At 56.6% G+C, this 17,700-nt stretch carries 20 protein-coding genes; 3 read left to right on the top strand and 17 right to left on the bottom strand.

The features are described 5' to 3' along the window. Positions 1-8 precede the first annotated feature (8 nt). Positions 9-1,418, top strand: coding sequence for a sigma-54-dependent transcriptional regulator (locus tag GBEM_RS10140; protein ID WP_041263185.1), 1,410 nt, complete (start codon positions 9-11; stop codon positions 1,416-1,418). Positions 1,419-1,483: 65 nt separating this feature from the next. On the opposite strand, the gene lhgO is transcribed toward GBEM_RS10140, so the two are convergent. The 8 genes from lhgO to GBEM_RS10100 all read right to left on the bottom strand — a co-directional run bounded on the left by lhgO (position 1,484) and on the right by GBEM_RS10100 (position 10,545). Then, on the bottom strand, positions 1,484-2,683 hold the full coding sequence (gene lhgO, locus GBEM_RS10135) for an L-2-hydroxyglutarate oxidase (RefSeq protein ID WP_012530456.1): 1,200 nt from the start codon (positions 2,681-2,683) through the stop codon (positions 1,484-1,486). A 297-nt stretch (positions 2,684-2,980) separates the two neighbouring features. Beyond that, a complete protein-coding gene (locus GBEM_RS10130; protein ID WP_012530455.1) occupies positions 2,981-3,919 on the bottom strand; it encodes a 3'-5' exonuclease in 939 nt (312 codons plus the stop codon). 19 nt (positions 3,920-3,938) lie between these two features. Beyond that, a complete protein-coding gene (locus GBEM_RS10125; RefSeq protein WP_012530454.1) occupies positions 3,939-5,585 on the bottom strand; it encodes a fatty acid--CoA ligase in 1,647 nt (548 codons plus the stop codon). A 112-nt stretch (positions 5,586-5,697) separates the two neighbouring features. Next, entirely contained in the window at positions 5,698-6,225 is a 528-nt protein-coding gene (locus GBEM_RS10120; RefSeq protein WP_012530453.1) for a PaaI family thioesterase, read from the bottom strand. A 230-nt stretch (positions 6,226-6,455) separates the two neighbouring features. Continuing rightward, positions 6,456-6,911 carry an SRPBCC domain-containing protein gene (locus tag GBEM_RS10115; protein ID WP_012530452.1) on the bottom strand — a complete coding sequence of 152 codons (456 nt, stop codon included), beginning with the start codon at positions 6,909-6,911 and terminating at the stop codon, positions 6,456-6,458. Positions 6,912-7,064: 153 nt separating this feature from the next. Then, positions 7,065-8,108 (bottom strand): cytochrome d ubiquinol oxidase subunit II, encoded by a 1,044-nt coding sequence (locus GBEM_RS10110; protein WP_012530451.1) that lies wholly within the window; start codon positions 8,106-8,108, stop codon positions 7,065-7,067. Then, positions 8,101-9,426, bottom strand: coding sequence for a cytochrome ubiquinol oxidase subunit I (locus tag GBEM_RS10105; RefSeq protein WP_012530450.1), 1,326 nt, complete (start codon positions 9,424-9,426; stop codon positions 8,101-8,103). The genes GBEM_RS10110 and GBEM_RS10105 overlap by 8 nt, the downstream gene beginning before the upstream one ends. A 93-nt stretch (positions 9,427-9,519) precedes the next feature. Then, complete coding sequence (locus GBEM_RS10100) at positions 9,520-10,545, bottom strand: DMT family transporter (RefSeq protein ID WP_226373969.1); 1,026 nt, start codon at positions 10,543-10,545, stop codon at positions 9,520-9,522. A gap of 595 nt (positions 10,546-11,140) precedes the next feature. On the opposite strand from GBEM_RS10100, the gene GBEM_RS10095 reads away from it, so the two are divergent. Further along, positions 11,141-11,707 (top strand): hypothetical protein, encoded by a 567-nt coding sequence (locus GBEM_RS10095; protein ID WP_012530448.1) that lies wholly within the window; start codon positions 11,141-11,143, stop codon positions 11,705-11,707. 23 nt (positions 11,708-11,730) lie between these two features. Further along, entirely contained in the window at positions 11,731-12,138 is a 408-nt protein-coding gene (locus tag GBEM_RS10090; RefSeq protein ID WP_012530447.1) for a hypothetical protein, read from the top strand. 256 nt (positions 12,139-12,394) lie between these two features. Here the strand turns inward: GBEM_RS10090 and GBEM_RS10085 are convergent, their stop codons facing one another. The 9 genes from GBEM_RS10085 to GBEM_RS10050 form a co-directional block, all read right to left on the bottom strand. After that, entirely contained in the window at positions 12,395-13,087 is a 693-nt protein-coding gene (locus GBEM_RS10085; RefSeq protein WP_012530446.1) for an NERD domain-containing protein, read from the bottom strand. A gap of 158 nt (positions 13,088-13,245) precedes the next feature. Further along, positions 13,246-13,647 carry a hypothetical protein gene (locus GBEM_RS10080; protein WP_012530445.1) on the bottom strand — a complete coding sequence of 134 codons (402 nt, stop codon included), beginning with the start codon at positions 13,645-13,647 and terminating at the stop codon, positions 13,246-13,248. A gap of 134 nt (positions 13,648-13,781) precedes the next feature. Then, complete coding sequence (locus tag GBEM_RS10075) at positions 13,782-14,330, bottom strand: hypothetical protein (RefSeq protein WP_041262725.1); 549 nt, start codon at positions 14,328-14,330, stop codon at positions 13,782-13,784. 216 nt (positions 14,331-14,546) lie between these two features. After that, the gene (locus GBEM_RS10070; protein ID WP_012530443.1) at positions 14,547-14,861 is read right to left on the bottom strand and encodes a hypothetical protein; all 315 of its coding nucleotides are present in this window, start codon (positions 14,859-14,861) and stop codon (positions 14,547-14,549) included. 46 nt (positions 14,862-14,907) lie between these two features. Continuing rightward, positions 14,908-15,207, bottom strand: coding sequence for a hypothetical protein (locus GBEM_RS20730; RefSeq protein WP_012530442.1), 300 nt, complete (start codon positions 15,205-15,207; stop codon positions 14,908-14,910). A 386-nt stretch (positions 15,208-15,593) separates the two neighbouring features. Further along, a complete protein-coding gene (locus GBEM_RS10065; protein ID WP_148212906.1) occupies positions 15,594-16,007 on the bottom strand; it encodes a hypothetical protein in 414 nt (137 codons plus the stop codon). Beyond that, positions 15,974-16,600 carry a fibronectin type III domain-containing protein gene (locus GBEM_RS10060; RefSeq protein ID WP_012530441.1) on the bottom strand — a complete coding sequence of 209 codons (627 nt, stop codon included), beginning with the start codon at positions 16,598-16,600 and terminating at the stop codon, positions 15,974-15,976. Before GBEM_RS10060 ends, GBEM_RS10065 begins: the two co-directional genes overlap by 34 nt. A 264-nt stretch (positions 16,601-16,864) precedes the next feature. After that, on the bottom strand, positions 16,865-17,440 hold the full coding sequence (locus tag GBEM_RS10055) for a MerR family transcriptional regulator (protein WP_012530440.1): 576 nt from the start codon (positions 17,438-17,440) through the stop codon (positions 16,865-16,867). Positions 17,441-17,502: 62 nt separating this feature from the next. Continuing rightward, positions 17,503-17,682 (bottom strand): MerR family transcriptional regulator, encoded by a 180-nt coding sequence (locus GBEM_RS10050; protein ID WP_012530439.1) that lies wholly within the window; start codon positions 17,680-17,682, stop codon positions 17,503-17,505. Between the last annotated feature and the right edge of the window lie 18 nt (positions 17,683-17,700).

Genomic DNA, 17,700 nt, shown 5'->3' with positions numbered 1-17,700 from the left:
ACAAAGAAATGAAGTACACGCAACGGATTCTGCTCATCGACGACGAGGCGCAGATACTGGAAACCTGCCGGAGCTGCCTCAACAACGCCGGGCACGCCGATGTAGTCATCGAAAACGACAGCAGCAAGGTGATGTCGCTTCTTTCCAGAGAAGAATTCGCCGTCATCGTCCTGGACCTGCGCATGCCGAACCTCTCCGGGTTCGAACTCCTGCCGCAGATAATCTCGCAACACCCTCAGATCAAGGTGATAGTCGCCACCGCCAACAACGACGTCGAAACCGTGGTGAATTGCATCAAGGAGGGGGCCTTCGACTACCTGGTGAAGCCCATTGACGTAAAGCGGCTGATCACCTCGGTCAGGAAAGCCCTGGAGATGCGCTCCCTCGCCAACGAGCTCACCGCCTTGAAGCAGTACATGTTCACCGACCGGTTGGACCATCCCGAGGCCTTCCGGAGCATCGTCACCGGCAACAAGGCGATGCGGGCCATCTTCCAGTACCTCGAGGTGATTTCCGGCACTAGGCAGGCGGTAACGATTACCGGCGAGACCGGCACCGGCAAGGAGCTGATAGCCCGGGCGATCCACAACCTGAGTGGCTGCAGCGGCGAGTACGTGGCGCTCAACGTGGCAGGGCTCGACGACAACATGTTTTCCGACACCCTTTTCGGTCACAGGAAAGGCGCCTTCACCGGCGCCGACCAGGCCCGGGACGGCCTGATCACCCGCGCCTCCGGAGGGACGCTCTTTTTAGACGAGATAGGCGACCTCAACGAGATGTCGCAGATCAAGCTCTTGAGGCTTTTGCAGGAGCAGGAGTACTACCCCGTCGGCTCCGACTTCATCAAGAAGAGCGACGCGCGTCTGGTGCTCGCCACCAACCGCGACCTTCAGGAGCTGATCAAGCAGGGGAAATTTCGCAACGACCTCTACTACCGGCTCTGCGGGCACCGGGTGCATCTCCCCCCGCTGCGGGACAGGCTGGACGACATTCCGCTCCTTTTGGAACACTTCCTGGGAAGCGCCGCCGACTGCCTGGGCAAGAAGAAGCCGACCCCTCCCCCCGAGCTTGCCGTCATGCTCGCGCTTTACCACTTCCCTGGCAACATCCGGGAGTTGGAGGCGCTCGTGTTCGACGCCGTCTTGCGGCACAACTCCGGCATTCTCTCCATGGAGACCTTCCGCGGCGTCATCGGCCACGAGCGCCCCTTGCCGACTCTCGACTGTTCCACACCGGCCGCCGCAGGCGAGAATCCGCTCTGCGGCATCTTCGGGCACTTCCCGACTTTGGACGAAGTGGAGCAGTACATGATCGCCGAGGCGATGAAGCTGGCCAAAGGGAACCAGGGGTTAGCCGGAAAGATCCTGGGCATGGGGCGCCAGACCCTGAACAAGCGGCTGAAGCTGCAGGCGTCGTAAAAGGGGAAGTAAGGGTAAGTCCCCCCTCCCCTTGCGGGAGGGGGAGAGAAGGCGAACGAGCGGCTTCAGGAAGAGAAATGCTCCGCCACCATCCCCTGCGCCAGATCCATCGACGAGGTGAAAGCGGGGGAAATCGGGTTCAGCACGTGGAGCGAAGAGCCGTCAGCCACCACCAGGAAATCCATCACCAGCTCCTTCTTCTCCCAGTCCACCAGCTGCGGACGTATCCCCACCTTGGAAGCATGCACCACGTCGGAGGGGGCCAGCTCCTTCACCAGCCTTGCGGCGTCGCGGAAGAAGTAAGAGGGGAAATACTTGAGCGGCTCCGAGAGCGCGACGTTACGGAAAGGCCTGTTGAGGAGGAAAAGGACCAGGTCCTGCCAGGCGATGCTGAAGGCCTCGGCGTCGATGCCAGACAGGATGCCGTAGTTCTCACGCCCGAAAGCGGGAATGGCCGTCGGTCCCAGATAGACGTCGCCGTGGACGCTGCGGGTGAAGTGGATCCCCAGAAAGGGGTTCCGGATGTCGGGCACCGGATAGATGTTGGAGTTGACGGTAAAGGGAGCATCCTTTTTCAGCAGCCGGTACACCCCCTTGAAGGGGATCAACCGGTATTTGGAACCCACCCCGAAGAAGCCCGCCACCTTGTTGCAGTAGGCGCCGGCTGCGTTGATGAACCTCTCGAAGCTTATATCCCCCTTGTTGGTCACCACCGTGGAGCTTCCCTTAAGGCCTAGCATTTTGCAGCCGAGGTGAAGCCTCACCCTTCCGGTCCGTTCCAGGTCCTTTTTCAGGCTCTTCAGCACCGCTTTCGGGTCCACCACCGCCGTGTAATGCGAGAAGAGCGCGCGCTCCACCGTCCGGGCGTTCGGCTCGATTGCGGCCAGTTGCTTCTCGTCGATCATCTCCACCTTGGCGCCGTTGGCAGTCGCGCGCCGGTGCAGTTCGTCCAGCACCGGGAGTTCGGCCGCGGTGCGGGTGACGATGACCTTGCCGCTTTCCAGCAGCGGCAGCCCCTTTTCCTTGCAGTATTCCCGCATCAGGAAATTGCCGTTCAAGCAGGATTTGGCCTTGAGGCTGTCCGGTGAATAGTAGATGCCGGCATGGAGCACGCCGCTGTTGCGGCCCGAGGCGTGGACGCCCAGTTCCGGTTCCTTCTCGATGATGACAATGTCGCCGTGGCCCTGCTTCACCAGTTCGCGGGCGATGGTAAGGCCGATAATGCCGCCACCGACGATCAGTATTCCGGCGTTGTCGAAGCTCATGAAGTAACCTCCTAGAAAAACCTTAAGATCTTCGCCACAGAGGACACGGAGGACACAGAGGCAGCACAGAGAAAAAACAGAAGCAGGAAAAACGAAAAGCTTTCACCACCGAGGATCACAGAGGAAAAACAAAAATAGGAAAATGAAAACCTTTTTGGGGGTGAACCAAAGGCTTTAGCTTTTTGCTTTCCTCTGTGCTTCCTCTGTGTACCTCTGTGGTGAGTGCCTTTTGCCTTTTCCAGAAAAACCTCAGTGCCCCCCGTGGACCTCCGAGACCTCTGTGTTCCGCCTTAGGTTTTACTCCCGCGCGGAGAACCTCGCATACGCGTCGCACCTCATTATCTGCACGGCGCTCGTGTTCCCCCTGGGATAGATCTCGTTCGCCAGATAGGCGAGCTCCTCCGGCTCGGCCTCGGCAGGCACATCGCGCCACCATGCCTTGCTCCCCCCCTGTGACCCGTCGCTCCAGCGATAGCCGCGGTCCTTGAGAAGATCCTTCTTGTCGAAGGGTGCGGAGACGGCATAAAGCCGCGAGGTGACCTCGTGCGCTCTCTTCAATAAAGTCTGGAAGATGGGCGCGCCGGTAACCGGAAGCCGCTCCAGCAAAAGCCCCAACACCCCCTCGGCGTCGTCGAGCGCACGGTGTGCGTTGATGGTGAGAGAAGCGGTCTTGAAAAGGAGATATTCCAGCGTACGCGAAGACACCCGCTCCGCCCCCCAGTCGATCTGCGACACGGTGCAGGCCCAGGGGAGCTTGGTGAAGGCCGGGAACCGCGCCTCGACGAACTTCCTGTCGAAGGCGGCGTTATGGGCGATCACCATGTGGGACTTCTCGGCCAGGAGGTTGATGAAGGCGTCGTCGAACGCCTGCCCGCGCACCATGTCGTCCGAGATGCCGGTAATCTCCTTCACCTCTTCCGGGATGGGGAACCCCGGATCTTCAAAGCCGGAGTAGCGCTCGGAGATCCTGAAGATCTCGCCGGTCTCGGGGTCGTACTCGAAAGCGACGATCCCCAGTTCGATGACCTTGTCCCGCTTATAGTCGAGTCCGGTGGTCTCGGTGTCCAGGCAAAGGGCGACCTGGCAGCACTCCGGGGCCTTGCGGGCGAGGCGAGCGTCGCGCGCGAGGTTCAGGCGCCGCAGTACCAGGTAGTCCCCTGTGGAATGAAGCGCGGCGATGGCCACCTCAATCTCCAGCGCGTTCATGCTGAACTCCTTCTTTTTAGCTCCCTTCATTTTCCACCCTGTCTCACTCTCAGAGATATTTCTCCCGCAGTGCCACCTTGTTGATCTTTCCAACGCTAGTCTTGTCGATGGATGGAACGAGCTTCACCTTGACCAGGACGACCTGCTTGCTCACCACACCCTTGTCGGCGTACTCCCTCACGTGGTGGGCGATCTCCTTATCGGTCACCTTCGTCCCCTCGGTCGGCTTGAGAACGACCAGCGCCAGGGGGCGCTCGCCCCACTTCTCGTCAGGCTTCCCTATCACCGCCACCTCGGCTACTGCCGGGTGATGCGCGACAATGTCCTCCAGCTCCAGCGAGGAAACCCATTCGCCGGCGACCTTGATCACGTCCTTGCTCCGGTCGGTGATCTTGAGATAGCCCAGCTCGTCCCGCACCGCCACGTCGCCGGTATGGAGATACCCCCCCTCCCAGAGACGCTCGGAGGCCTTGTGATCCTTCAGGTATCCCTGCGAAAGCCAGGGGGAGCGCACCACCACGTTGCCGGCGCTGACGCCGTCGCGGGGGAGCTCGTTGAAGTTGCTGTCGACCACGCGCAGATCGACTAAGGCCAGGGCAAGACCCGTTTTGCAGCGGATTTCCGCCTGCTCGGCGTGGGATAGTTCCAGCATCTCCGGTGTGAGCTTGGAAATGGTGAGGATCGGGCAGGTCTCGGACATCCCGTACCCGGTGAAGACGTCGATGCCAAGCCTCAGCGACTCGACGCAGAGGTTGCGCGACAAAGCCGCGCCGCCGATGATGAGTTTCCACCCCCGCAGGTCGATCTTTTCCGCAAGGGGGTGCTTCAAGAGCATGTGCAGGATGGTCGGAACGCAATGGGAGAAACTGACCCCTTCCTTCTCCTTGAGCTCCAGCAGGGTTTCCGGCAGGTAGCGCCCGGGATAGACCTGCTTCACCCCCAGCATGGTGGCGATATAGGGGACCCCCCAGGCATGAACGTGGAACATCGGGGTAATCGGCATGTAGACGTCGTCGCGGTGCAGACAGGCGTGCGAGGTGGAGGAACCGAGCGTCGCCAAAAGTCCCAGCGAATGAAGCACCAGTTGCCGGTGGCTGAAATAGACCCCCTTCGGCATCCCCGTGGTTCCGGTGGTGTAGAAAGTCGTGGCCCTGGTGTTCTCGTCCAGGTCGGGGAACTCGAACTCCGGCGAAGCCTGGGCCAGGAGCTGTTCGTACTCGCCGCAGGCGGGGATGGTGCTGCATTCCGTCATGCCGTCATCGGAGATGAGGATATAGGTGCGGACGTTGTCGATCCTGCCGCGGATCTGCTCCATGATGGGGAGAAACTCGCTGTTGACCAGCAGCACGTCGTCCTCGGCATGGTCGATGGTGTAAAGGATCTGCTCCGCGGACAGGCGCACGTTTATGGTGTGGAGCACCGCGCCGATCATCGGCACCGCGAAGAAAAGTTCCAGGTAGCGATGGCTGTCCCAGTCCATCACGGCCACCGTTTGCCCCGGCTTCACGCCGAGCCCGGTGAGCATGTTGGCCAGCCGCTTCACCCGCTCCCTCAGTTGGCGGTAATTGCCCCGGTACAGGTCACGGTATACGATCTCCTGGTCGGGGTTGTCGACCACCGGGTAGAGCAACAGGTTCTTTATCAGCAAAGGGTAATTGTAGGCGGACGCGGTACGGGGGATCAGCAAATCGCTCATCAATGGGTCTCCTGTTTCAAATAAAACCGGCTATGCCGCCGGAAAAGTGCAGGTCTGCTCCCCCCCTCCCGCCTGGGAGGGGGGACCTGTTTCGTCCAATCTCAAATGCTTCCTACCCCACCACCTGGCAGTCGTCCAGAAAGCGCTGCAGAACGGCTTCCTCAACCCCTGCCAGGGCGGCGATGCGGGAGAGGCGCGGGAAGGCCCAGAAGGTGCGTCCTTCGGCGAGACGCTGTCCGGCCGCGTCGAAGATGGCCATGGAGACCTCCGCCTGCGTAGCGGCGAAAGAAACGATCTGCCCCACTACCCGGAGCTCCGTTTCGGTGGGGACCGGCTTCAAGAATCGGGTCTGCATCTCCCGCGTCACGCCGAGCTTGCCGTGGCGGGCGAAGAGCGAATAGGCCGCCGCCTCGTCCATGAGGGCCGAGATGATGCCGCCGTGAACCATGCCGTCGAAGCCACAGTAGCCGGCGGGGATGCGGCAGACGCAGGCGACGCCGACGTCGGTGTGGTGGAAGCGAAGGCGCAGGCCATGGGGATGCCCCTGGGAACAGACGAAACAGGTGCCGGGCCATTGGGCGCGGACCTGCGGCAGGTCAAGGATGGATTCGGGAAGCTGAACAACGGGAAAATCTTGCATCGGTCGCTCCTCAGGAGAAGTAGTAAAGCGCACGGCACCCTAATGAGGGAGCGTCGGCGATAATACCCTTTTTTCCACCGGAGCGCCAGCGGGATGTTAATGGGAGTAAAGCAGGAAGCGACAGTTTTTCAGACGAGACAAAGCGATAGGCGTATCGAGAGGTTGGACCGGTGCCGATGAACCGGGATGAACCGGTGCCTGGTCTTGAAAAATCAGATTTTCATCGAGATTCAGCACTTCATGCAGCTGACGTTACCCTTCTCGCCCCAGCGCTTGAGCGCGTCGTTCAGGGAATTCATGCCGTCGGTCACCGGCTTCTTCATGGCGAAGGTGAAGAGCGGCGCAAGGAGCCCCTGGAACGAAGAGCGCTGGGTTATCCTCAAACGTTCCGGGGACAGGCTTTGCAGCTCGTAACAGAAGGTCCAACTAAGCACCACGCTGGAGATCATGCTGCTTTTCCAGCACAGCCGCAACTTCGGCTCCGCCTCCTGCAGTACCGGCTTGATGGGGAATGGATCCATACCGGGAAGTTTCACCACGAGGTCGAACCGTTCTCCAGGATTGATTGGTCCCGTCGCCTTGATAAAGAGAGGGTTCCATTCGGGATAGAGTCCAAAGTCCGTCAACAGTTGCCAGATTCTCTCTACCGGCGCCTCAAGAGTTATCTCAGTAGTTAGTTCCGCCATGTTGCCACCTCGGAAAGCTGTTGTTGGCACTACCGGCTAGAGCCGACAGTACCGAATACTCCATTTTCCCCCTGATTGAAAGTCCTTTTCCGCAAGGCCGCTGCTTCAGAGAAAGCCGGGCTCAGCCAAGTCCCCGCCCCCGGAGGGGGAGGGTCAGGGAGGGGGCGCGCCCTGTCCCCCACCCTTCCCAGCCGGCGGCATATCGGTGGACGGCTCCCCCCTGAAAGTCCAGTACAGGTAAACCAGCGAAGGAACCAGGATCAAAGCCCCAATCGGCAGAACGGCTAGAAATGCGACCAGGGTCGTATGCGGCGCCGCGGCGGCACGCAGGGTCAATTGCCCGATCAGGATATCGGGATTGAGCGCCGCAATGAAGCCAGCCATGGTGAAGACGATGGTCGCGCCGGCCATAAGCTGCGCCCAGAAGTAGCGCCGCAGCCAGAGCAAAGACTCGGTGATCACGCCGGTAAGTATCGCCAACATCACGAACAGCATGGGCCACGAGTTGAACAGCCTTTCGGCGAAAAGCGGCGCCTGGTAGTGCGCCAGCGGTATCATCAGCGAGGTGAGAATGCCCAGGGCCAACCCGGCAATCAGTGACTCCTTCCTGAAGTCCTCCTGCAGGCTCCCCGTGACGCGCACCGTCATGTAAACCGGCGCCAAGTAGGCGCAGATCGCCATGCCGACCACCCCGCCCAATAGGGTGAAGGGGTTGAGCCAGGCGGAAACGTGTTCGGTCGGCATGTGCCCGGCGATGACGATCCTCCCGGCAGCGGTGGCGGATACCGCGAGCCCCAGCGTGAAGGGCGTGAGCACGCTGGCGATCTCGAAGACGCGGGCGCTGACTGGGGTCTCTTTCTTCGACTCCCTGCCGAAGTGGCGGAAGGCAAAGGCAGCGCCCCTGAAGTTGATCCCAACCAGGGCCAACACCAAAGGGGTCATCAGCACGACGAAGAGGTTGCCGAAACCGGCGGGAAAGGCTGTGAAGAGGGTGACAATCACGAAGATGAGCCATACGTGGTTCGTTTCCCACACCGGGCCGATGGCGTTGAAGAGCGCTTCCCTCTGCTCCCGCGCGCGCGGCCCGAAAGCGAGAGCGGTCCAGATGCCTCCGCCGAAGTCGGCACCGGCGAAGAGCGCGTACATGAGAAGGCCGGCAACGAGGACTATGGCAGCGAGAATTACCGGATCAGCCATGGAGCACCTCCTCTCCTTCTTCCCCCTCCTCCCCCCTACCCTGCGGACGGAGCAAAAGCCTCAGTATCCCCACCGAAAGCGCCAGGTAGACCATGAGGAAAGTGGCGAAGATCAGCAGCAGACCGCCGTTGGGCGTCACGGCCTCTGAGGTACGGAGATAGCCTTGGATGATCCACGGTTGCCTGCCGAACTCGGTAACCATCCAACCGCTCTCCAAAGCGATCATGCCGAACGGGGCCGCGATGAGGACCAGGATCAATGCGCCCCGTTTCAGCGTCACTTCCTTTTCGCGCCAGCGAAGCCACCAGAACCAGGCGGCAGCTGCGGCCATGACGAAGGAAGAGCCCACCATGAGATCGAAGAAGGGGTGCACGATGCGCGGGTCGGGAGTGCTTCCTAGAGGGAAAGCGTCCAGCCCCTGCACCACCGAATTGGCGTCGCCGTTGGCAAGGTAGCTGAGAAGCTTGGGGATCTTTATCGCGTAGCGGACGGTACCGGTCTCTGGGTCCGGCCAGCCGCCAATGACAAGAGGCGCCGCCGCCATTGTCTTGAAATGCGCCTCGGCCGCCGCGAGTTTCGCCTTCTGATGCTCAGCGAGCGCTTCCGCCGCCCAGTCCCCGCTCATAAGCATCAGCGGCAAGGCCAAGGTGCCGACCGCGAGGGATAGGGTCAGCGCCTTCTTCACCTGCGTCGTCTTCCTGCCGCGCAAAAGATCCGCTGCGTAAAACCCCGCCATCGCGAAACCTGTGGCTACGTATGCGGCGAAGGTTCCATGTACTGCCTGGTGCGGCCAGGCCTGATTGGCAAAGGCAACCAGCGGGTGGATGTCGGAAGCAACGCCATTGACCATTCGGAAGCCCGAAGGTGTGTTCATCCAGCCGTTGGCGCTGATGACGAAGACCGCCGAAATAGCGGAGGCTACGACCATGGGAACGGTACAGAAGAACTGGGCGCGGCGGGACAAGCGCTGCTCGCCGTAGCTGTAAAGGGCGAGGAAAATGGCCTCGGTGAAAAAGGCGAATCCTTCCATCGAGAAGGCAAGGCCTATCATAGGCCCGGCAAAGACCATGAACTTAGGCCAAAGGAGTCCGAGCTCGAATGAGAGGATCGTTCCAGAGACGGCGCCGATGGCGAAGAGTACCGCAGCCGGCCTGATCCAGCGCCGTGCGACCTCGTGCCACTCTTCATCTCCGGTTTTGAGCGCCAACCCTTCCGCAAGCATCAACAACAGCGGAAGACCGATGCCTATAGTCGCGTAGACTATGTGAAAGGCAAGCGAAACACCCATAAGGGCACGCGCGGCAAGCAAATCGTCCATGAATAGGCCTCGCTGTGACAGGAACGGACAAGTTAAAAAACTTTAAAAGTTTCCTGATACAGCGCGGTTTGTCAAGGCGAAGCCGATAGTTATTCAGTGAGGATGCTGGTGGTGAATATCTGGCCAGTGGACATGCGAGTGGTTCATAGGGCGATGGACGTGATGATGGTCGTGAGAGAGAGCGCCCTCCCCTTCCGGATGCTCGTGATCGTGGTGCTCGTCGTGGATATGAGGATGAGTATGAGCCATTTCCTCATGCGCGTGGCTGTGACGGTGCACTTCCAGGTAGAGCAGCGCAATGCCAGCCAGCATCAGCACCGTGGCTATCCAGTAAGCAGCAGGTGGGCGCTCTCCCAGAAGCGCCACCGATAGGAGCGTGCCGAAGAAAGGACCGACTGCGAAAAAGGTAGCGGTTCTTGCCGCTCCAATCTTCCGCAGGGCCTCGACGAACAAGACCAGGCTCAACCCGTAGCTGAGAGCGCCGACAGCCAAGGCCCCGTAGATTTGCGAGGGCGTGGCCGATCCGGTGGTAAAGACGAGCGCCAGGAAGATGGAAAAGAGACCCGCGGCGAATCCTTTCACAGAGGCGAGCACCGTGGAGGAAAGTTCCTCCACGTCCCGGGTCAGGTTGTTGTCGATGCCCCAGAAGATGCAGGCGCAGATAACCAGGAGCCCGGAGGTAGAGAAGGACATTCCCCCTTCCGCTTTCAGCACTACCAAGCCGGCGCCTATGAGGATCAGCACCTTGCCGGTCCAGACGTAGGGGCCGATGTACTCCTTGAAGATGAGCCAGGCTATCAGAGTGGTTGCCACCGTCTCCAGGTTGAGGAGCAGCGAAACCTCCGAAGCGGTGCCGTACTTGATGCCGAAGGCGAGGCAGAGAGGGGCTATGATGCCGCCAGAGATAACCGCGCCGATCAGCTTGAGCCGGTGTCGCGGCGAGAGGTGCGACAGTTCATGGAGGGAGTTTTTGCGTTGGAAAAAAAGGACGAGTTGCAGGCCGAGGCCCGAGCCGAGGTAGAGAAGCCCCGCGAGCAGAGCCGGCGACATGTCCCCGATGAGCATCTTGCAGAAGACCGGCGACACGCCAAAAAGCGCGGCGGAAAGAATAGCGAAGATCTGTCCGGAAAAAGCAGGCAGCTTGCGGCCCCTCCTGGTTGGATTAGATGAGTTAGCGGCGACAAAGCTAGCACGCCTGAGAGAAAAAAGCCATATCTAGACCAGAATCTGATTGGCCACTCCTTATTCCCCCTCCCCTGCCATAATTTCCCGAGTTCCCAAAGTCGACCTTGGGAACGTAAGGCGTCCGAAGCTCCAGCTTCCCTATATGCCCCCTTTTGTTCTCTCGACGTTTAACAACTTACGCAACTTACCAATGTCCCCTCTGACTCAAATGACCAAGATACAAGATCTGATCCGCGAGTGAGTAAAAGTCCCGCTAGCGATGCGTCATTTTCCTATTATGCCATCGCGCCATTGGTCCAGTCTTTCGGATCGCCCTGCTGAATAAGCCTTTTGCCCTCTCACTTACTATCGACACAGATTACATCCCTCGCCGGTTTCGTGCCCTCACATCGGCTTACCAAACAGGCTCTTCCCACCTTTCAACCTTGTCAGTTACCCCAACTGCCATGTCTCTGGACGCATTTGAAGTAGGCTCAAAGGGTGGTATACATGCGGGGTCGAATTAAAGCCTACAAATTCGGAGGTTAACATGAACGAGGGGACACTTGCCATCATCGGTGTGGTCATTGTCGTCGTGATTGTCGTGCTCGCGCTCTATCTACTGCTCCGGAAACACAAGACCGAAGAACTGAGGGGTCGGTTCGGTTCCGAATATGACCACACCCTGAAGGAGACCGGGGACCGGACACGCGCGGAGACCGAGCTTAAAGAACGGGAAAAACGTGTGGAGCGCCTGCACATCCGTCCCCTCACTTCGGAGGATGCTGCACGGTTCAAGGAGTCTTGGGGGAACATCCAGAAACGCTTCGTCGACGAGCCAAGAGGTGCGGTGATGGAAGCGGATCAACTTCTAGGGAAGGTGATGGCCAAACGTGGATACCCGATCAGTGATTTCGAACAGCGTGCGGCGGACATCTCCGTTGAGCATCCAAGGGTCGTGGAGCATTACCGGACGGGGCACGACATCGCGCTACGCCATGCAAAGGGGCAGGCGAGCACGGAAGACCTGCGGCAGGCGATGATACATTACCGCACCCTCTTTACCGACCTCGTCGGCGAACCGGAGACGCCAAGTGCGGGAGTGCTGAAAAAGTAGCGTATCGACAAAGGGAGGATTAAATGGACGAAAAACCTATTGGAAAGGACGAGAGAAAAGAGACGTTTTCCACTGCGGATTTAGCTGGACGCTGCGAGCCAACAGCACCGGTAAATGTCCCAGTCACCGAGGGGGGCGAGAGGCAGCCGACAGAAGAGTCGGCGGCCCCGCTTCTTTCGGTCGGGGAAGCGAACGATCTCCGCACCCGCTGGGATGGCATACAGACGGGATTCGTTGACGAGCCGCGAAAAGCCGTTGAACAGGCGGACAGCCTGGTGGCGGAGGCGATGAAGCGCCTGGCTGAAACCTTCGCCGACGAACGAGCAAAGCTCGAGGCCCAGTGGGATGGAGGCAGGGATGTCTCCACTGAAGATCTAAGGCTGGCGCTGCGTCGGTACCGTTCCTTTTTCCACCGTCTACTGTCCATCTGAACCTCAGATGAGCAAAAAACAAGACCTGCCCCCAGGCCTCCATAAAGGGACTAAGACGCTGATCACTTAGACTTCTGCCCACTTTTAAGTTTGTCTCGACCCGCGTGGGATCTTCTCCTGCACCTCATGTGTTTAGAATTCTCGGTATTGTCTCCCCTGAAATTCCCAAGCTCTGACCCCGTCCGCTCCTATGGCATAGGGTCTCTCCTTTTCAGTTATCGTGCGTCTGTGGGGTCGCGTCTGTAAATTTTACTTTTCAATCATCTACCGGCTTGGTGTACCGGCACTTCGGGAATCCTGAGCAACCGTAGAATTGACTACCTGCATTTTCCCCAGATTTTACAGTGCGCAATTTTAGTTCTTTACTGCACTTCGGGCATATTGTTGTGCTATTGAATCGTTCCTTCAGGCCAGCTACATGCTCTTTTCTGGTCGACCATGTTTTTGGCTTCATTCCCGTTTTTATTGAGGAAATGATCTCCTGAACCTGAGCAGGCGTAAAGTGCACATCCGTCTTGCTTTTGATATATGGAATATAGCCATGATTCATGACGTTTGGCGGGAGTTCCGTCTTAAAAGTGCAGTCGGACGTAAAGAACACCAGGGAATGAAATTTCCCTTCGTCAATTCCCAAAAAGTCAGATAGCGTCTTGATATGCTTATAATTCTGATGCAATGGATTCTGAAATTTTGATTTCTTACCGAACAGGTTTTGAGTCCATGACGGACCCTTTGCATCCCCGAAAATCCAGCCTTCCACGTTCTTGGTTTCGACAATGAAAATGCCGTAAAGAGACACTATGATGTGGTCTATCTGAGTGGTACCGTTGGCTGCTGGGATGGTCACGTTATTAAGGTCAAAATAGATTTCTGAGTCTAGGAATAGCTTCTTCGCAAGCGTCACTTGCGCCTCGCCAAACCAGCCCTTTATAGCTGCCTTTATTGTCATTTCAGTCCTTTAATTCAAGTCCAGCCTTAGGTTAGGAAACCTGGGGTGGCAGGGCTTTATTCTTGCTAATGTCCCTTTCGACGTGAGTGTCAAACGGTAGTCCTGGTTCCAGATGGTCAATTTGCGGAAAGGGACAAGCCATAGCAATTGTGGCGACATTAACCGCCGCTTGGGGGTATCACGTCATAAATGAGCAAGAAACAAGACCTGACCCCCAGGCCCCCCCAGGCCCCGTGATTAATTATGTTTCTGTAAATGTACCGCGCATCAACAAAATGAGCCTTCCATAACCCCTTCAGCGGTTCGTGCTTAAATTGTTCAGGTGCTTTCGTGGCTGATCGCCAAGGATTACGCCCCTCTAGCCGCTGAATCACATCTGTAACTGCAAAAGTGTTCAGTGTCCGGAATTTTTTGGCGCACGCAAGCTGAGCGGAAAGGAGCCAACCCACCTGAGCAATAGAAATCCCATTTAGCCCGAAACTATGCTCTCTGAAGTCGATAACGTCTTCTTCAGTAATACAGTACAGCTCGAGAATTTTATCTTTCAGTTTTTTTGGCATAACGGCTCGGCAGACTACCAGCACGGCAAGATCGACCTACCCTTCAGACACGATTAAGGATGCCTCTCACTATTTAGCTTTTAGCTTTTGGGGACCTACAAATTATCGTCTATTGTGTCCTCGGAAATTTCCGCTCACCGGCTTGTTTCAAGTTCATCGAGTAGGTTCAATACCGCTTCCACGAAAAGTTCAATAGACAGATCTAACGTCCAAGACCTCTTATGATGTACACCCTTAAATTGTATGGTGGACTTGCTGCTGCCAACAACCTCTTGAGGGATCACTTCTTTGCTCACCGTGTTGGCATGAATTATTTTGTCGCAAATATCTTTTAGTGAGAACTCTTGGCCAATTAGTTCGTGGTCGCAATAGTAAAAGCCACAATGAGTGAGCTTGCTTGTATCTAGGTTAATGCGTCCATCTTGGTATAGATTGATTCTCATTGATACTGCGAGATTTAGAAGTGCGCCAGATGCTAAATTTTTATATACACGCTCAGTACAATTGGTTTTATTATTGTAGGTTGAGTCAGTGAATAATATATCACCTGTCCGCTCAAGACCGTGACAAATCAAGCACAAACGTCGAACTTCATCAAAATCCTGCACGTGCTTGCCAAATATCTCTTTCATAGTCCCTTTCGCCAAAAACCAGAAGTGAAGTACGCCTTCATCCAGCAACACACCGGCATCTTTAGGATAATCACCATGTGCCGTGTCCTGGATGCTTCACGTGCCGGTTATTATTGCTGGGTGGGAAGCTTGGGGGTCAGGTCGGAAGCTTGGGGGTCAGGTCTGGACTTGGACAAGTCAGGGGTTATCACCTCCATAGGAGGGGTCCTGTTAATGTCCAGACCTGACCCTACCTGACCCTACCTGACCCTACCTGCCCCTACATCCTTATTGATCCACCTGCAAATACCATTTTCCGCCCTTATCCAGTATTTGATATGTGTAATTATATTTGTTGCATTTGAGTGTATATCCCTTTGATAACATGTTATCTGATGCGGCGCTCACGCTATCACACCTGTTTCCATGCGCCTTAACGAATTTGACTAACGTATCGACAATGTCCATACGACCTGCCACGTTCCCATATATTTGAGCATTTGGTTCTACAGTGTAGTTTTTTTTCTTTACTGCACAATTCGCTGTCTGGGCTAAAAATATCGTCATAAACGCTGTGGCTACTGACAAAAGGTTTTTTTTCACTTCACACCTCCTTTATTATTCATTTTTGAAACTGGGCAACGCTGATTTATAGCTGCGTTGGCTGGTCATCGTGGTGACAGGTGCAGGACGGGCTGTAGGAGCCGTCGCAACAGACAACGCTGCCACCGGAACAGCCGCAGACACCGCCGTGCCAGGAGCAACAGCCACGGCGGCCAATCTCGTCCTTTTCTGCTGACGTGGCGTTGCAGATCTCTGTCTTGTCAGGGGTGACGGCGGTGATGACTGCGGATATTTGGGGAGCAGTGAGTACAGGGGGCAATTCGGCGGCGAAGGCGGTTCCGGCGGATAAGACGACTGCGGAGACAAACAAAGCTACTTTACCCATGATTCCCTCCTCAGCAAATGTCTCGCACTGTCATAGGCTACGGGCCGTAATGAATTAGTGTAATATAACCCAATCATTTCCATAAGAGAAGGAATTTGTATACATATTAATTATCGAGGACTATCGACCACCTACAGTCAAACGTAAGGCTCGCCCCAGAAGGAAAGGAAAACTCGGCGTCTTCTGAGAGAGTGGCGAGAGCGCAAGTGACAAAAAAGCCCCGGTTCATCGCCGGGGCTTTTCCTCTCTGCAATTGTTGTGATGCTTCGGCGTAAACCGCGTTAACGGCATCGCACACGGATTTAGCGGATGACGCGGACAACGACGGATTAAACTGGAGTTCAAACCTAGTCCTCAGTCCCTACCACCTGGCAGGTCTTTCACAACTAGGTACAAAGGGCGAATGCCAGCCAGGTAGCCGATAGGGTTAGAGCCACTACCAGCCCGATTTCCGAACCAAACTGCTTTTGGCCAAAACCAAACTGAATTGGGGTCAAATCAAACTGATTTAGGGTCAAATCAAACTGATTCGGGGTCAAATCAAACTGATTCGGGGTCAAATCAAACTGATTCGGGGTCAAATCAAACTGATTCGGGGTCAAATCAAACTGATTCGGGGTCAAATCAAACTGATTCGGGGTCAAATCAAACTGATCCGGGGTCGAATCAAACTGATTTGGGTGAGAAAGGATCTCTGGTGAGGGGAACTGCGAAGATATCCCCTGGAGGCTTGGAACCTGCCAGGGGATCGGTAACATCTTTAAGCTTAAATTGCCATCAATGACGCGTACGGTGACCACGGACCGGGGCCGTTTGCTCCGATCCCTCTTACCCGGAACCAGTAGACCCTCCCAGGTGTCAGGCCCGTCACCTTCATTTTCGATGCGTGGGCCACCACGCTGTGATGCTTCCAACTCTCTTCAAGAGACGGATCCCCTTCGCAATAGTCGATGTCATAGCTCCTCGCGTATTTGATGGGGACACCTTTCAGGAATATCTCACCTGAGATGTCCCCGTGGACAGCTTTCAACTTTTCGGATCTGCTCACGGTCGCGGGGGAAGCTGATTTTTTCGCCTTGGGTTGGCTGAGGCCGAAGGTGGCAAGCAGGCTCGGGTCGTCTGTGGCGGCCAGCTTTACCGCCGAGTGGAATGCACCAAACTTCCGGTTGAGCAACTGCCGCTTCGCTTGGTGTTCCATCACCTTCTCGGGCTCTCCGCTGCTCGGGTCGTTGAGGGTGGCGATGTGGTTCTCGTGCAGATACTTGAGTTCCTCCAAGGTCGGGTAGACCCCCATCACCCTACCATACAAAGAAGGGTTCTTGGTGAGCACAGTCATCAGCTGCGTCGTTAATGGGACAACTTGGGCATCGGATAAATTGGAGATAGAGTCCATGCGCTCCTCCTTTAGAGATTTCCAATGATCTTAGCAGCAACTGTTGCCGGTGCAAGAAGGAATCGAAAAAAACATGAAAGGCAATACAGGCATAGCACACGGATTAAACGGATGACGCGGATAACTACGGATTAAGCTAAAGCTAAACGCGTCTTAATCACTAACCGAGGATATGGAGGGGCAGTGGTAAAAGGGTGCAGGAGATCGATGACCTTCTGGTAAAGAAAGACCCTCATCCGGTGGGGCCGGCGAGAGATTAATCCGTCATATCCTGTCATCCGCAAAATCCGCGTGCGATGCAGTTGCTTTGCCGTCGGAGCCTTCTACCGACCACTTCCGAATGGCGAGTGTCTCTTCTTCTGATATCCCAAGGGACAGCAGAAATTGGTGATGGGCTTCGGGCGCCCGGCGCTCGAATTCGGTGTGCCACCTGTTCATGGCGGCTTCATCCATTCCGGCAGCGCGAAGCATCTCGACCCATGCCTCCTTGTCGATGGTAACGGGAAGTTCTGCCTGCGACTGAACCTGCAGCATCTTCCCCAGTAAATGCTGCTGGACCTGCAGGGTGCGGATCTCCTCGCTGAGTTCACGCATGCGCCGGTTCAGGATGGCGGCGTTGCTATCCTCTTCCTTTGCTAAGACGCGCTGGATGTCTTCTATGCTCAACCCGGCCTGGCGGAAGCTGCAGATGGTCGACAACCGGTCCCGGTTGCTTTGCGAATAAAGACGATAACCGGCCTCGCTGCGTCCGGACGGCGTCAACAGCCCGATCCGGTCATAATAAAGCAAGGTGCTGCGCGAGAGGCCGAAGATGCGTGCCAGCTCAGTAACGCGAAACATTGTCACCTCGATTAGATAAGAAGGAACGCCTCCTGTAAAGCTGGAGGCGTTCCGGTTGGAACCTACTGCTGACGTATCTCCCTTATCCTCTCGGCCGGCAGGCCAAGCCACTCCAGGAAACTTTGGTGCCCTTCCGGGTTCTCGTTCTCGAACAGCTCGTGCCACTTATGCATGACCGCGTCATCCAGGCCGATGGCCCGGAACCTCTTCACCCATTCCTCTACCGTTACCTTGTTTTTCATATCTCACTCCTTTCGCCG

Source organism: Citrifermentans bemidjiense Bem (assembly GCF_000020725.1).
In the GTDB taxonomy this organism is placed as follows: domain Bacteria; phylum Desulfobacterota; class Desulfuromonadia; order Geobacterales; family Geobacteraceae; genus Geomonas; species Geomonas bemidjiensis.
This window is presented reverse-complemented; position numbering and strand designations above follow the sequence as displayed.

What these genes read in the sequence shown, in the direction of transcription:
- GBEM_RS10120 (WP_012530453.1), bottom strand. Translation starts at nt 6,225, where the DNA reads ATGCAAGATTTTCCCGTTGTTCAGCTTCCCGAATCCATCCTTGACCTG.
- GBEM_RS10055 (WP_012530440.1), bottom strand. Translation starts at nt 17,440, where the DNA reads ATGTTTCGCGTTACTGAGCTGGCACGCATCTTCGGCCTCTCGCGCAGC.
- GBEM_RS10115 (WP_012530452.1), bottom strand. Translation starts at nt 6,911, where the DNA reads ATGGCGGAACTAACTACTGAGATAACTCTTGAGGCGCCGGTAGAGAGA.
- GBEM_RS10105 (WP_012530450.1), bottom strand. Translation starts at nt 9,426, where the DNA reads ATGGACGATTTGCTTGCCGCGCGTGCCCTTATGGGTGTTTCGCTTGCC.
- GBEM_RS10050 (WP_012530439.1), bottom strand. Translation starts at nt 17,682, where the DNA reads ATGAAAAACAAGGTAACGGTAGAGGAATGGGTGAAGAGGTTCCGGGCC.
- GBEM_RS10140 (WP_041263185.1), top strand. Translation starts at nt 9, where the DNA reads ATGAAGTACACGCAACGGATTCTGCTCATCGACGACGAGGCGCAGATA.
- GBEM_RS10060 (WP_012530441.1), bottom strand. Translation starts at nt 16,600, where the DNA reads ATGGACTCTATCTCCAATTTATCCGATGCCCAAGTTGTCCCATTAACG.
- GBEM_RS10085 (WP_012530446.1), bottom strand. Translation starts at nt 13,087, where the DNA reads ATGACAATAAAGGCAGCTATAAAGGGCTGGTTTGGCGAGGCGCAAGTG.
- lhgO (WP_012530456.1), bottom strand. Translation starts at nt 2,683, where the DNA reads ATGAGCTTCGACAACGCCGGAATACTGATCGTCGGTGGCGGCATTATC.
- GBEM_RS10080 (WP_012530445.1), bottom strand. Translation starts at nt 13,647, where the DNA reads ATGCCAAAAAAACTGAAAGATAAAATTCTCGAGCTGTACTGTATTACT.
- GBEM_RS10110 (WP_012530451.1), bottom strand. Translation starts at nt 8,108, where the DNA reads ATGGCTGATCCGGTAATTCTCGCTGCCATAGTCCTCGTTGCCGGCCTT.
- GBEM_RS10095 (WP_012530448.1), top strand. Translation starts at nt 11,141, where the DNA reads ATGAACGAGGGGACACTTGCCATCATCGGTGTGGTCATTGTCGTCGTG.
- GBEM_RS10130 (WP_012530455.1), bottom strand. Translation starts at nt 3,919, where the DNA reads ATGAAGGGAGCTAAAAAGAAGGAGTTCAGCATGAACGCGCTGGAGATT.
- GBEM_RS10125 (WP_012530454.1), bottom strand. Translation starts at nt 5,585, where the DNA reads ATGAGCGATTTGCTGATCCCCCGTACCGCGTCCGCCTACAATTACCCT.
- GBEM_RS20730 (WP_012530442.1), bottom strand. Translation starts at nt 15,207, where the DNA reads ATGGGTAAAGTAGCTTTGTTTGTCTCCGCAGTCGTCTTATCCGCCGGA.
- GBEM_RS10090 (WP_012530447.1), top strand. Translation starts at nt 11,731, where the DNA reads ATGGACGAAAAACCTATTGGAAAGGACGAGAGAAAAGAGACGTTTTCC.